Genomic DNA, 13,567 nt, shown 5'->3' with positions numbered 1-13,567 from the left:
GGAGTGAATCCGGTTCTGCCTCGCAGGTGCTGTTGGCCCCCCAAGATCTGCGCGTTCGTCCAGCGAGCCGGAGTCCACTTCGTTCGCGAGCGCGCCGGGAGATGACTCATGTTGTTCATGCGCAAGACCACTGCATTGCCGACCGCGGCCGAAGCGCTGCCCGGTCGCGATACGCCGATCCCCACCGCCAAGCATCACTTCGTCAATGGCAGCAACATCCAGCCGCCCTATCCGGAAGCAGTTGAGCAGGCGGTGTTCGGGCTCGGTTGCTTCTGGGGCGCTGAGCGCAAGTTCTGGGAGCTCGGCGACGGCATTTACACGACCGCGGTCGGTTACGCCGGCGGCTTCACGCCGAACCCGACCTATGAAGAGACCTGCTCGGGCCGTACCGGTCACACCGAAGCAGTGCTGGTGGTGTTCGATCCGAAGAAGATTTCTTACGAGCAGTTGCTGAAGACGTTCTGGGAGAGCCACGATCCGACCCAGGGCATGCGTCAGGGCAACGACATCGGCTCGCAATATCGTTCCGCGATCTACACCTTCAGCGATGCACAGCGCGATGCCGTCGCAGCGTCGAAGGCGGCGTATCAGAAGGCACTGTCCGCGAAGGGCCTCGGCGCCATCACCACCGAGATTGCGCCGGCCGGGAAGTTCTACTTCGCCGAGGACTATCACCAGCAGTATCTGGCAAAGAATCCTGGCGGCTATTGCGGTCTCGGCGGCACCGGTGTGTCGTGCCCGATCGGGGTCGGCGTCACGGCCTGAGCTGACCACGGCTAAGTGTAGATAAACAACGTCAAAAGCCCGCTTTCGGAGCTCCCGAAGGCGGGTTTTTTGCTGCCTGATGGAAGGCCATGACAACGGAATTTTAACCATAAGAGGCCAAAACCGAGGCTGCCTCTATGAGGGATATGTCCAGTGTCGTCTGCCCGCGCGTTTCGTCTGCCCATGATTGTCGCGGTTGCCGCGCTGGCTTTGTCCGGCTGCATGCGGAGACCGGGTCCTGTTGCAGTGGTTGCGCCGGCTGCCGATCTCGACACGCTCGCTTACGGTCGCCCGGGTTACGGGCCGGCAGCAGTGCCGGTTGCTTATGCTCCCCCGGTCTCGACCTATGATGCGCAGTACAAGCTCGATGCCGGCGACAAGCTGCGCGTCGTGGTTTACGGCCAGGAAGGTCTCACCAATTCCTACGCCATCGATGCCGGTGGCGCGATCACCATGCCGCTGATCGGCCGCGTGCCGGCGCGCGGCATGACGCCCGCTGGGCTGGCTGCGAGCATCACCGGCCGCCTGCGTAATGGCTTCATTCGCGAGCCGTCGGTGGCTGTCGAAATCGAAGCCTACCGTCCGTTCTTCATCCTCGGTGAAGTTGCCGCTCCCGGACAGTATCCCTACGTGCCCAATATGAGCGTCGAGAGCGCAATCGCCATCGCCGGTGGTTTTTCGCCACGCGCCAAGCGTGATGAAGTCACGCTGACCCATACCACCGTTGAGGGCTCGTACCGCGCCGTGGTGCCATTGGGCACGCCGATCAATCCCGGTGATACGGTGCTGGTCAGCGAGCGCTGGTTCTGATCGCACGCATCGATCGCGGTCATCACCTCACACGCGATTTTCTCCGCTTCACGGAATAGACGCGCTTTCCCGCGATGAAATTGGCTGCGATGTATCGGCGCATTGGCGTCAGGATACGCGTTGCTCTGTATCAGAATCGTCTCCCGCCCTGTAGCAATGATCAAGCGAGGCCAACTCGCTGAAATGCGCCGCCATGTCGGCACATATGGATATCAGGGGGAGAAGAGATGAAGACCAGTCCGTCGGTCAACGTGATCCGCGGCGTCACTCTGGCAGCCATCGTGGCGCTGGGAGCGGTGTCGTCGGAGGCATCTGCGCAGACCGCGCAATCCTATCCTGATCGGCGCATTACCTTCGTCGTGCCCTATGCGCCCGGCGGTGCCACTGACGTCGCTGCGCGGCTGCTAGCACAGAAGCTGCAAGAATCCTGGAAGCAGACCGTCACCGTGGAGAACAAGCCGGGCGCCGGTGGCGTGATCGGCAACGATTTCGCTGCCAAGGCTCCGGGCGATGGCTACACGGTGCTGATCGCAATCACGCAGATCATCCAGGCGCCGAGCCTGATGTCGAAATTGCCCTACGATGCGTTCAAGGATCTCGCGCCCGTCACGCAGGTCGCGATCTCGCCGATCGTGCTCGTCGTGCCCGAAGCGCAGCCGATGAAGTCGGTGAAGGAACTGGTCGATCTTGCCAAATCCAGTCCCGGAAAATATCCGTACGGCACTTTTGGCAACGCCACCACGTCGCATCTTTACGGCGAGCTTCTGAAGAAGAACACCGGCATTGATATGACCCATGTGCCGTATCGTGGCGCCGCGCCGCTCTTGAACGACTTGCTCGGCAATCAGGTCACGGCGGCCTTCCTCGACTTCACCACGGCCGGTCCGCAGCTCGAAGCCGGCAAGATCCGTCCGCTCGCGGTGGGCGGCGAGAAACGCAAGCCCAAGCTGCCGAACGTGCAGACCATGGCCGAACTCGGCTATCCCGGTTTCGAGGCTGAAGGCTGGGTCGGCGTCTTCGTGCCAGCAGCGACGCCGAAGGACATTGTGAGCAAGCTGTCGGCCGAGCTCGGTCGCATCATCAATTCGCCGGAGGGGACCGCCGGCCTGCAGGCGGTCAATCTCGTTCCGGTCGGAGACAGCCCCGAGTCCTTCGAGAAGAGCCTGCGCCGCGATTTCGATCGCTGGGCGACGGTGGCAAAGACAGCGGGCGTGAAGGGCGAGTGATGTTCCAATTTCTCCCGACTGGCAGGGAAAGATCGAGGCTGCTCCCTCTCAGTCGTCATACCCGGGCTTGACCCGGGTATCCAGCTTTGCCCAAGCGCTTGTTGGTGCCGCAAAGGTGGATTGCCGGGTCAAGCCCGGCAATGACGTGGAGAGGGCGGCGGCTTACTTCAGATGCTTCGCGAGGAACGCGAGGCTGCGCTCCCTTGCGATGTCCGCGCTGGCCTTGTTGTAGCTGGCGCGCTGATCGCAATTAAAGCCGTGTTCGGCCCCGTCATAGACGAAGATCTCCACATCCGGCCGCTTGGCGCGGATGGTCTCGACGTCCGACAGCGGAATGCCGTGATCCTTTTCACCGAAATGCAGCTGCGTCGGTACGGTCGGCTTGTCGTCGGCAAAGCGCACCACGGCGCCGCCGTAATAGCCAATGGCGGCGCTGAGGCCGGTCAGCTTCGTGGCGGCGGCGAAGGCAACGCTGCCGCCAAGGCAAAAGCCGATGATACCGACATTGCCGACATCCCCAACGGAATCGATCGCGGCCTGGGTATCGCGCAGCATCGCGGGCCAATCCGGATTAGCAACGAACTTGCGCGCGATGGCGATTTCCTCGGGTGAATAGCCGGACTGGAAGTTGGGTTCGATGCGATCGAAAATCGACGGCGCCACTGCCACATAGCCCTGCACGGCGAAGCGGTCGCAGACCGTGCGGATGTGGTCGTTTACTCCGAAGATCTCCTGGATCACCACCACGGCGCCCTTGGGCTTGCCCTCAGGCTGGGTGCGGTAGGCGCCGAGTTTGAAGCCGTCAGATGCAGTCAGCGTGATGTCTTGTCCCACGAGGTATTCCATATCGTTGTTAAGGGGTGAGGTCTGTTTGGCGCGGACGACAGCACGGGTCTACTCACAAAGCGGCTACTGCCACATCCAATGCCGGCCCCAGTCGCCCTTCCAGCCGGTCAGGCGTCCCTTGCGAAACTGGAGATAGAGGCGGTCGCGGCGGTCGAAGAAGCCGCTGCCGCCGAAGGTGCGGATAGCCAGATAGATCTCATCGCCCGGTCGGCCGCTGACATAGGTTAGCGGGGTGCCCAAGATACGGGCGGCGTCATCCGCCGCCATCCCAAAAGCCAGCGGGGTGGCGTTCGAAAGGGTTGCCGTGAATGGCAGATCGGGCCTCGTCCCGGCGGGCTGCCCGTGGGCTGGAACCGTGACGGCGAGGGCGGTCGCGACGCCGAGGATGAACCTGATGGTCTTCATGGCGCGATTGTTTTCCGGATCGGATTCCGGCGCAAGGCGGCATTGCTTAAAGTTTTCGCGAAAGCCCTAACCGACTGATAGTGCTATCCGCCGGAATGAAACCTTCCGGGGGGCGATCAGGAAGCATTAACAATACCCATTAAGCTTCAAGAACCCTGTTCCAAGGTATGTATGTCCTGCTTGCGGCCCGTTCGCCGCAATAGATCGAGGGCATATGACCGCTTCAGTCAACCAATCGCCGGCGCGCCGCCGACTGCTTCTGGCATCGGACCGCAGCGATCACAGCAGCGAACTCGTCGATATCCTGCAGAAGGTCGGCGAAGTCGATGTTGTCCCAACGTCAGCCATTCCGGAGACACCGCCCAGCGAGCTGTCGGGTATCGTGGTCGATATCAATCTGCGTTCGGCAGAGGCCGTGCAGCGCGTGCGCAACAAGCTGCGCCACAAATCCTATGAAGCGATACCGCGCCTGTTCGTACTGGCCGACTCGCTGCATCACGGATCCATGCAGGCCTGGGCGCTCGGCGCCACCGATACGATCGCGCGGCCGTTCGATGCACGTGGCATCATGCAGCGTATCCGCGCCGCGTTTCCGAACCCGCATGACGAGGACTTCTCCGCCCGCGGGAAGGCGCTGAATCGCGGCGTCGAGGCGGCGCATGCGGTCATGGTCAAGATCTTCGAGAAGCTGCCCGCCGGCGTTCCGCTCACCTTCAACGACGTGATGCAGGCCGAGAACCAGATTCTGAAGGCCATCAAGCGCACATCGCTGCGCGAATGGTTGGCCGCCGTCGGCCGTCATCATAATCACAGCTATCGTCACTGCCTATTCGTGACGGGGTTCGCGGTGGCCTTTGCGCAGCATCTCGGCATGCGCGACGAAGATCAGCGCCGCCTCACGCGCGCGGCCCTCGTCCATGATGTGGGCAAGGCCTTCATCCCGGTCTCGATCCTGGACAAGCCGGGCAAGCTCACCGAGGACGAGACGCTCGAGATGCGCAAACATCCGCGTCTCGGCTTCGAAGCGCTGGTGGCGCAGGGCAGTTTTCCGCGCGAGATGCTCGACGTGGTGCTGCATCACCACGAATTCCTGGATGGCAGCGGCTACCCCGATGCGCTGGCCGGCGACCAGATCAGCGACATCGTTCGCCTTATGACCATCGTCGACATCCACGCGGCTCTGGTGGAGCGGCGTGCGTATCGCATGGCCTTCACGCATGCCAAGGCGTTCGAGATCATGGAGCAGATGGGCGACAAGATCGACCAGCAACTGCTACAGGTGTTCCGCCCGGTGGCGCTCGGCGCGTAAGCGCCGTTCGCCTCAGGCCAGCAGCTTGCGCAATTCTGCCTTGGCCACTTTTTCAAGCGTCGAACGCGGCATCTCGTCCACGAAGTGGATTTCGCGCGGCACCTTGAAATCCGCCAGCCCGCGCTTGCAAGCCGCCATGACACTCTCATGCAGCGCTGGGGGTGCCTGCGCGACGCCCGCATGCGGGATGATGAAAACCACCGGCACTTCATCCAGCATCAGATGTTTTTTGCCGACGACGGCGGCTTCGCGCACGCCGGGCACGGTGATGACGACCTGTTCGATCTCCGATGCGGCAACGTTCTCGCCGCCAACTTTCAGCATGTCCTTCGCACGGTCACCAAACTTGATATAGCCGCGCTCGAGTAGCGTGACGCGGTCGCCAGTGATGAAGAAGCCGTTGGTGTCGAAACTGTCTGAGGTCGCAGCTTCGTTGTGCAGATACTCCTTGAACAGCGACAGGCCGGGAATGCCCTTGATCGTGAGATTGCCGGTCTCGCCCACGGCGGTCGGCGTGCCGTCGTCATTGGTGACGCGGATGCCATATTCGGTTGCGGCGCGGCCGATGGCCATCGGCGTATTGGGCTGGTCGACCTCGCCAATAATGCCGTGGGTGATGGTCTCGGTCATGCCCCACCAGCCGATGATCTTGACGTTAAATTTCGCGAAGGCGGGCGGATCGCAGAACGAGGCTCCCCACAGACGGAAGTGATGCTTCGGCACGTCGTGCTCGAGCAGCGCCTTCATGCAGAACGGGATCGTTGACAGCCAGGTAGAGCGATGTTCGAGCGCCACGTTCCAGAACCGGCGCGCGGAAAAACGCGGCTGAAGCACGAGGGAGGCACCGACCCACAACGTCGCCAGCATCGAATAGGCCAGTGCGTTGGTGTGGAACAGCGGCAGATAGGTCATATGCGTATCGAACGCATGCAGGTCCTGATGCGCAGCATTCACCTTGCCGCCCCACAGCGCATTGGCATGGGTCCACAGCACCGCTTTGGGCCGCGATGTGGTGCCTGACGTATACTGGACGCTACAATGCGCCCATGGGTCGACCGCGCGGCGCGGACGATCGGCGCTGTCAGCGAACAGGGATTCGAACCGCTCAGCCTTGCCCACTGCATGGCCGTCAGCCGACGCGCCGGCGTTGTGCGACGTCACCGCGATCCAGCGCAGCTTGCGGCAATTGGCGGCGACGAGTTCGGCATAGGATGGCTGGGTGATTGCCGCGATCGCGCCGCAGTGATCCGCAAAATATTCAATCTCCGCAGCCGACGAACGGGTATTCGTGGTGACCGCGATGGCGCCGAGTTCGACACAGGCGAACCAGGCCAGCAACATCTCGACGCAATTGTCGAGATGGATCAGCACATAGTCGCCCTGGACGATGCCGCGTTGGGCAAGGCCTGCGGCAAGTGCGCCGACGCGATCGTAGAATTCGCCATAGGTCCATGGCCGCGCCGGTGCATCGAATGGCGACCAGATGATGAAAGGGTGATCGCGACGCGTCTCGGCGTGCATGCGCAGCAGCCACGGCACGTCCATGCCGTCGAACGGGCCGATCGAACCGGGAATCATGGCGGGATTCGTCGCGGGGTGGGGCATGCATCCTCCGTCGAAAGCCGCCGGAGCGACCGCTTACGCGGGTGCGGCTTTCTTATTCTTGTTCTTACGGAAGATGTTGTGCCATCAGCGGCGGCAGTGCGCAAACCGCAACGCGTGCAGGATCAACCTATTTCGTAAGACGAAATTTCAATCAGGCTGCCATCGGGATCCCGGCAATAGACCGAGCGCAAGGTGCCCCGCGCGCCCTGTTTGGCCACCGGGCCTTCCTCGATAGCAACATCGCAAGCGCCGAGATGCGCAACCACGGCGTCGGGCGGTGATGCAGTGAGAAAACAGAGGTCGTCGCTGCCGGCCATCTCATGATCCGCCGTGAACCACTCGACCTTATCGGCGCCGATCGGCCGCAGATTGATCTTTTGCACGCCAAAACTCACCGATGTGCGCGGCAACTTGCCCGGACCGGGATCGAACACCTTCACCTCCATGCCCAGGACGCGTTGATACCAGGTGGCTGAGCGCTGGACGTCAGTGACATTCAGGACGAGATGATTGAGGGCCGTGACGGTGAGGGACATGAAATGGTCCTTGGCGTTGCCTTGACGTTTCTTTGGGCTGGTGCCGCAGTAGTGTCGCACTGGCCGATAGTTGAATTGTTTGGTAGATACGGCCGTTGTCAATTCAACACACGCTGACCGCGCGCAAAGTTGCGGCAGCCGGAGGGAATAAAATATGACGTCACGTCGTGCCGCGATCGGTCTGATTGCGCTTGGCTTTTCTGCTTTTACTGCAACCGCTCTCGTTCCCGTCAGCTCGGCGCTGGCCGTGGATTATCCGACGCGGCCGGTTCGCTTTGTCGTCGGCTATCCTGCTGGCGGTGCAACCGATATTCTGGCTCGCCTGATCGGGCAGAAGCTATCCGAGCGAACCGGCCAGCAATTCGTCGTCGAGAACAAGCCGGGCGCCGGCAACAATATCGGCACCGAATCTGTCGTGAATGCAGAACCCGACGGCTACACCATCCTGCTGGTCAATCCGGCGAACTACATCAACGCGACGCTTTATGGGAAGCTGAGCTTCAATTTCGTGCGTGATATCGCGCCTGTCGCCGCCTTCCATCGCACCGCCAATGTGATGACCGTCAACAAGGACATCACGGCGAAGACCGTCGGGGAATTCATCGCCTACGTGAAGGCCAATCCGGGCAAGGTGAACATGGCGTCGTCGGGCAACGGCACCTCGGTGCATCTATCCGGCGAGATGTTCATGATGCTGTCAGGCGCCAAGATGCAGCATGTGCCCTATCGCGGTGCTGCGCCAGCGATCACTGACATGCTCGGTGGTCAGGTCCAGGTGATCTTCGACAATATGCCGTCAATCATCCAGCATATCCGCTCGGGCAGCCTTCGTGCGCTGGCGGTGACGACCACCGACAAATCGTCGCTGCTACCCGATGTGCCGACCGTCGCGGAAACCGTGCCGGGTTATGAGGCCAGCGCCTTGTTCGGCATGGGTGCGCCGAAGAAGACGCCGCCGGAGATTATCGCCAAGCTCAACGCGGACGTTAATGCGGTGCTGGCGGATCCGGCCGTCAAGGCCAAGCTGATCGATCTCGGCGGCGAACCGCTGATCGGACCGCCAGAAGCGTTCGGTAAGATGATCGTCGCGGAGACCGAGAAGTGGGAGAAAGTGGTCAAGGCCGCGGGCCTTAAGGTCGAATGAACCCATGCGGCACTATGGTGTCTAACCCTTGTGATGACGCCAGCGTAAGCGCGTGATCACAAGACCGGGATGTACCGGAGCTTGCGGGAACGTTCATCCGCAGGCTCTGTTGCTTTCTGGGGATGTCACAGGACCGCTGCCGCGGAGGAGAAGACGTGATGCGCAATCTGATGCTGGCCGTGTTGGCTGTTGGTGGTGTTTCGGCCATGGCTTCCAGCCCTGCGGCTGCCGCCCCGGCCTATCCCTATTGCATCCAATCGCAGGCTTTTGGGACCGATTGCTCCTATCCGAGCTATGAAGCGTGTCAGGCCACTGCATCGGGTCGCGGCGTCGACTGCATCGTCAATCCGCGTCTGGCGTTCAGCCCGCAGCCCTATAGTGAACCGCGCCGCAGTCGGCGTTCGGTTGCCTATTAAAACCCATCTTCGTGGCGGCGACGGCTATGTTTTTGGCTTCGTCGCCAGCCAGATGACATGACGGGCGCCACCGCGTGTGCCGGTGGCGCGGATCTTGATCTCCTCGGCGTTGAAGCCTGCCTTGCCGAGGAGCGCCGTGAATTTGTCATATGGAAATGACGACCAGACGGCCAGTACGCCGCCCGGACTGAGCGCGGCCTGGGCCGCGCGCAACCCTTTCAGGTCATAGAGCGCATCGTTCGATTTTCGTGTCAGGCCTTCGGGCCCGTTATCGACGTCGAGCAGGATCGCATCATATTTGCCACGTGCACCAGCGATGGCTTTAACGACATCGCCTTCGACAATTTCCACACGCGGATCACTCAGGCTGTCGCCAGACAGCTCGGCCATTGGGCCACGCGCCCAGGCGACGATCGCGGGCACGAGTTCGACCACGGTGATCTTCGCCTTCGGGCCGAGCACCTTTAGCGCAGCGCGCAATGTAAAGCCCATGCCATAGCCGCCGATCAAAAGCCGCGGCGCCTTCATATCCTTGAGGCGAAAGCAGGTGAGTGTCGCCAGCGCTTCCTCGGAGCCGAACAGCCGACTGCTCATCAACTCGTTCTGGCCGAGCTTGATGGTGAACTCTTGCCCGCGCTGCATCAGGCGCAGCGGCACGCCGCCGCCGGGTACTTCGGTCGTATCGATCAGTTTCCAGGGTAGCACGGGTGTCTTTCATCAAGCGATTGCGCGGCGGCCCGTGGTAGCGCGAGAACCGAGCTCCACGCAACTCAGCTATCATGCAAAGGCCTTGCGGCAATTGAAGTCGCTCGTGTCGCAGCACTTCGATCGCAGCGGGATCGGATGCAGGGCTCCGGTCTCTGGAATAGCTCCAACACGTCGCTGCATCTTCGTTTAAAGGGAACTACACTGATGGAGCACTTCGCGCGGCAGCTCCGTTCGCCGTTCTTAACGGGCGGATAACTAACCGAACGGGTTGTGCCGGTGCATTGATAGAACGGAATTGCCAACGGTATCTGGTGCCTCTAAGCAGAATGAAGACCAATGCATCTTCTGGTTGCGCATCGCGCGGCAAGGCGAAGATGCTTTCGTCGGGGCCGAGTGATCTTCAACTCATCGAGAGGAATAGAATGACCAAAATTCTGCACATGATGGCGGCATGTCTCGTCGCCATGTTCATCGTCTCGACGCAGGCAAGTGCTGCGCCGATGATGGGCCAGAGCATCGTTGTCGAAGCGCACGTGATCCCGGCTGCGGGTGGTTGCGGTCCGAACGGCTGGCGCGGTCCCTATGGTGGCTGCCGCTATACACCTTATTACGGCCCACTCCCGGGCGGCTACTATCAGGAAGCTCCCGTAATGGGGAACGGCTGCCCTCCCGGTTACTGGCGCGGTCCGTGGGGCCACTGCCGCAACACGCCCTATCACGGCAATCTGCCGGGCGGCGGCTGGAAGCCATAAGGCAAACGTGACGCTGCGTCGCACGTCGCAGCGCACGATCTGACTGTCGATCAGCTGAAAGGCCAGCCGCAAGGCTGGCCTTTTTGTTGCGCACAAACATTGAAGCGCAGCGTTGAATGTGTTGCCTTGGGCCATCTACGGATGGCCTGGAGACACTTTAATGACGATGCGATTCACACCGGGTACGGTGGTGCTGGCGGACTGGCGGTCGATCTATCGGGGGGCAGTACCAGTTCTCGATGAGAGCTGTATTTCACGCATCAATGCCAGTGTTGCGGCAGTTGCCCGGATCGTCGCCAAGGGCGAACCCGTCTATGGCATCAATACCGGATTTGGAAAGCTTGCTCATGTCGGCATAGAAGCTGAAAGCATCACGGCCCTGCAGAAAAACATCGTGCTGTCGCATTGCGTGGGCGTCGGTGATCCAGCGCCAGCGCCGGTGGTGCGGCTGATGATGTGCCTCAAGCTTGCGAGCCTGGCACAGGGGTTCTCCGGCGTCCGCATGGAGACGGTCCAGTTGCTCAGCGCCATGATTGCGCATGACATCACGCCCATCGTGCCCGCGCAGGGATCAGTTGGTGCTTCCGGCGATCTCGCCCCGCTCGCGCATATGGCGTCGGTCATGATCGGCGTCGGCGAGGCGCTGACGACGTCCGGGCGATTGCCGGCGACGGAGGCGCTCGCCAGTGCGGGTCTGCAGACGATCGAGCTGCAGGCCAAGGAAGGACTGGCGCTGCTGAACGGCACGCAGTTCTCGACGGCCTATGCACTTGCGGGATTGTTCGAGGCCGAAATCCTATTCAGGACCGCACTCGTCAGTGGTGCCTTGTCCACCGACGCCGCGCGTGGCTCGGATACGCCGTTCGATCCACGCATCCATCAACTGCGCAAGCATGAAGGGCAGATCGTATCGGCCCAGGCATTGAAGGAACTTCTCGCCGGCAGCGCGATTCGCGAGTCGCACCGCACCGGCGACGTCCGCGTTCAGGATCCTTATTGTCTCCGCTGTCAGCCGCAGGTGATGGGCGCCGCGCTGGACGTTTTGCGACAGGTGGCCACCACACTTCTCACCGAAGCGAATGGCGTCTCTGACAATCCTCTGGTCTTTGCCGAGAACGATATCGCGATCTCCGGTGGCAATTTCCATGCAGCGCCGGTTGCCTTTGCGGCGGATATGATGGCGCTTGCGATCTGTGAGATCGGATCGATCTCAGAGCGCCGGATCGCCATGCTGGTGGATCCGGTGTTATCCGGTGTGCCCGCGTTCCTGACGCCGAAGCCGGGGCTTAATTCCGGCTTCATGATCGCGCAAGTGACGGCCGCGGCGCTGGTATCTGAGAACAAGCAGCGGGCTTATCCGGCCAGCGTCGATTCGATTCCGACATCGGCTAATCAGGAAGATCATGTCTCGATGGCTGCCCATGCGGCGCGCCGGCTGTTGCCGATGATCGAGAATGCGATGGCCGTCATTGCCATCGAGCTGCTGGCGGGCGCGCAGGGCTGTGATTTCCATGCGCCGCTCAAGTCCAGCGATCGTCTGGAAAACGTTCGAGCACGGATCCGGGCAGACGTCGCCCATCTCGACGAGGATCGATATTTTCACGACGACATTCAGAAGTCGCTGCGCCTTGTGCGATCCGGTGCGATCGTCGCGGCAGCCAATCTCGATACGATCCCGGGTGTCTAGAACGCGGGAGCGCAGTTACCCGATTGCGGTCTTGATCACGCTGAGCAATTCCTGGAACGGCTCGGCGCAGGACGGGTCGGTCGGGTGCTGTTGCAGCACGTCGTAGATCTTGGGCACGAGCTGGACGGCCTGATCGAGTTCACTGTCGCGGCCGGGCTGATAGCCGCCCATCAGGCGAAGGTCGCGGGTGTCCTCAAAGCGGGCGATCATGGCGCGCAGCTTACGCACCAGATTAGCTTCCTCCGGCGACCACACATGCTGGCCGAGGCGCGACACCGATGACAGCACATTGACGGCCGGATAGCGGCCCTGATCGGCAACGTCGCGGTCGAGCATGATGTGCCCATCCAGCGTACCACGCACCGTATCCGCCACAGGTTCGTTGTGATCGTCACCATCGACCAGCACGGCAAACACGCCCGTAATGGAGCCTTGGCCTTCGAGGCCCGGTCCCGAACGCTCCAGCAGACGCGGAAGTTCGCTGAAGACGCTCGGCGCATAGCCGCGTGCGATCGCCGGCTCGCCGGTAGCGAGCGCGACTTCACGGGATGCGTGGGCGAAGCGCGTTACCGAATCGACGATCAACAGCACCGATTCACCGCGATCGCGGAAATATTCGGCGATGGTCATCGCCGTCTTCGGCGCCAGTCGACGCATCATCGGGCTTTCGTCGCTCGTCGAGACGACTGTGATCGCGCGGGTCTTGTGATGGACCAGCGATTCTTCGAGAAATTCACGTACTTCTCGTCCACGCTCGCCGACCAGTGCAGTGACGACCGTGTCGAAGCCGGCGCTGCGTGCCAGCATCGAAAGAAGGGTGGTCTTGCCGACGCCGGAACCGGCGAAAATGCCGATGCGCTGGCCGATACAGAGCGGTGTGAAGAGATCCACGACGCGGACGCCGGTGCGGAGCGGCTTGCTCACGCGGGAGCGGCTCATCGCCGGTGGGGGATTGGCATCCGTTTGCATCTCGCGCTCGCCGACCGGCATGTCGCCGGCGCCATCCAGTGGCTCACCAAGCGCATTGATGACGCGACCTTTCCAGGCCGGATGTGGAGACAGTGTCTTGGGAGGCATTCGGAAGGCGGGAACGCCGAGGCCGGCAGCAAAGTGGGAATCGAATGGTTTGGCCGTTACGCCGTCAGTATCGATCCGCACGACCTCACCGAGATGAACCTGCTTGTCGATTTCCAGTCCGATCAATTCACCGAGCCTGACATAGCGCGACAGGCCGGAGACGCGAAAATGCGTCGGCGTCACCTCGGATACCATGCCACCGACACGAACCGTGGGTACGTCCCGGCGCAGGGTTGCGATGGTCGATTCGAGTTTTTCAAGCGCGTTCATCAAGCTCTCCC

The 13,567-nt window shown here is 61.6% G+C and carries 14 protein-coding genes; 8 read left to right on the top strand and 6 right to left on the bottom strand.

Features of this window, described 5'->3' with window-relative positions:
• Nucleotides 1-108 precede the first annotated feature (108 nt).
• The 3 genes from msrA to AB8B20_RS19585 all read left to right on the top strand — a co-directional run bounded on the left by msrA (nucleotide 109) and on the right by AB8B20_RS19585 (nucleotide 2,801).
• Complete coding sequence (gene msrA, locus AB8B20_RS19595; RefSeq protein WP_439074246.1) at nucleotides 109-765, top strand: peptide-methionine (S)-S-oxide reductase MsrA; 657 nt, start codon at nucleotides 109-111, stop codon at nucleotides 763-765.
• Nucleotides 766-948: 183 nt separating this feature from the next.
• A complete protein-coding gene (locus AB8B20_RS19590) occupies nucleotides 949-1,575 on the top strand; it encodes a polysaccharide biosynthesis/export family protein (RefSeq protein ID WP_089263414.1) in 627 nt (208 codons plus the stop codon).
• A gap of 227 nt (nucleotides 1,576-1,802) precedes the next feature.
• On the top strand, nucleotides 1,803-2,801 hold the full coding sequence (locus AB8B20_RS19585; RefSeq protein WP_089263415.1) for a Bug family tripartite tricarboxylate transporter substrate binding protein: 999 nt from the start codon (nucleotides 1,803-1,805) through the stop codon (nucleotides 2,799-2,801).
• A gap of 162 nt (nucleotides 2,802-2,963) precedes the next feature.
• Here AB8B20_RS19585 and AB8B20_RS19580 read toward each other — a convergent pair whose 3' ends face one another.
• Complete coding sequence (locus AB8B20_RS19580) at nucleotides 2,964-3,635, bottom strand: dienelactone hydrolase family protein (protein WP_439074247.1); 672 nt, start codon at nucleotides 3,633-3,635, stop codon at nucleotides 2,964-2,966.
• A gap of 75 nt (nucleotides 3,636-3,710) precedes the next feature.
• On the bottom strand, nucleotides 3,711-4,052 hold the full coding sequence (locus AB8B20_RS19575) for a hypothetical protein (RefSeq protein ID WP_093757685.1): 342 nt from the start codon (nucleotides 4,050-4,052) through the stop codon (nucleotides 3,711-3,713).
• Between the two features lie 214 nt (nucleotides 4,053-4,266).
• On the opposite strand from AB8B20_RS19575, the gene AB8B20_RS19570 reads away from it, so the two are divergent.
• On the top strand, nucleotides 4,267-5,361 hold the full coding sequence (locus AB8B20_RS19570) for an HD-GYP domain-containing protein (RefSeq protein ID WP_089263417.1): 1,095 nt from the start codon (nucleotides 4,267-4,269) through the stop codon (nucleotides 5,359-5,361).
• 12 nt (nucleotides 5,362-5,373) lie between these two features.
• Here the strand turns inward: AB8B20_RS19570 and AB8B20_RS19565 are convergent, their stop codons facing one another.
• Entirely contained in the window at nucleotides 5,374-6,966 is a 1,593-nt protein-coding gene (locus AB8B20_RS19565; protein ID WP_439074248.1) for an AMP-binding protein, read from the bottom strand.
• 122 nt (nucleotides 6,967-7,088) lie between these two features.
• Nucleotides 7,089-7,502, bottom strand: a complete 414-nt coding sequence (locus AB8B20_RS19560) for a VOC family protein (protein ID WP_439074249.1) — start codon at nucleotides 7,500-7,502, stop codon at nucleotides 7,089-7,091.
• A 154-nt stretch (nucleotides 7,503-7,656) separates the two neighbouring features.
• Here AB8B20_RS19560 and AB8B20_RS19555 point away from each other — a divergent pair, with 154 nt between their 5' ends.
• Together AB8B20_RS19555 and AB8B20_RS19550 are read left to right on the top strand one after the other, a co-directional pair.
• Nucleotides 7,657-8,646, top strand: a complete 990-nt coding sequence (locus AB8B20_RS19555) for a Bug family tripartite tricarboxylate transporter substrate binding protein (protein ID WP_184512391.1) — start codon at nucleotides 7,657-7,659, stop codon at nucleotides 8,644-8,646.
• Nucleotides 8,647-8,804: 158 nt separating this feature from the next.
• A complete protein-coding gene (locus AB8B20_RS19550) occupies nucleotides 8,805-9,062 on the top strand; it encodes a DUF3551 domain-containing protein (protein WP_309941896.1) in 258 nt (85 codons plus the stop codon).
• A 24-nt stretch (nucleotides 9,063-9,086) separates the two neighbouring features.
• On the opposite strand, the gene AB8B20_RS19545 is transcribed toward AB8B20_RS19550, so the two are convergent.
• Nucleotides 9,087-9,767, bottom strand: coding sequence for a spermidine synthase (locus AB8B20_RS19545; protein ID WP_439074250.1), 681 nt, complete (start codon nucleotides 9,765-9,767; stop codon nucleotides 9,087-9,089).
• Nucleotides 9,768-10,192: 425 nt separating this feature from the next.
• Between AB8B20_RS19545 and AB8B20_RS19540 the strand changes: the two genes are divergently transcribed.
• Together AB8B20_RS19540 and hutH are read left to right on the top strand one after the other, a co-directional pair.
• Complete coding sequence (locus AB8B20_RS19540) at nucleotides 10,193-10,522, top strand: GCG_CRPN prefix-to-repeats domain-containing protein (protein ID WP_439074251.1); 330 nt, start codon at nucleotides 10,193-10,195, stop codon at nucleotides 10,520-10,522.
• A gap of 160 nt (nucleotides 10,523-10,682) precedes the next feature.
• Complete coding sequence (gene hutH, locus AB8B20_RS19535; protein ID WP_439074252.1) at nucleotides 10,683-12,209, top strand: histidine ammonia-lyase; 1,527 nt, start codon at nucleotides 10,683-10,685, stop codon at nucleotides 12,207-12,209.
• A gap of 15 nt (nucleotides 12,210-12,224) precedes the next feature.
• Here the strand turns inward: hutH and fliI are convergent, their stop codons facing one another.
• Nucleotides 12,225-13,556 carry a flagellar protein export ATPase FliI gene (fliI, locus tag AB8B20_RS19530; protein WP_089263423.1) on the bottom strand — a complete coding sequence of 444 codons (1,332 nt, stop codon included), beginning with the start codon at nucleotides 13,554-13,556 and terminating at the stop codon, nucleotides 12,225-12,227.
• Between the last annotated feature and the right edge of the window lie 11 nt (nucleotides 13,557-13,567).

Origin of the sequence: Tardiphaga sp. 866_E4_N1_4 (assembly GCF_052076075.1) — a bacterium.
GTDB classification, from domain to species: Bacteria; Pseudomonadota; Alphaproteobacteria; order Rhizobiales; family Xanthobacteraceae; genus Tardiphaga; species Tardiphaga robiniae.
This window is presented reverse-complemented; position numbering and strand designations above follow the sequence as displayed.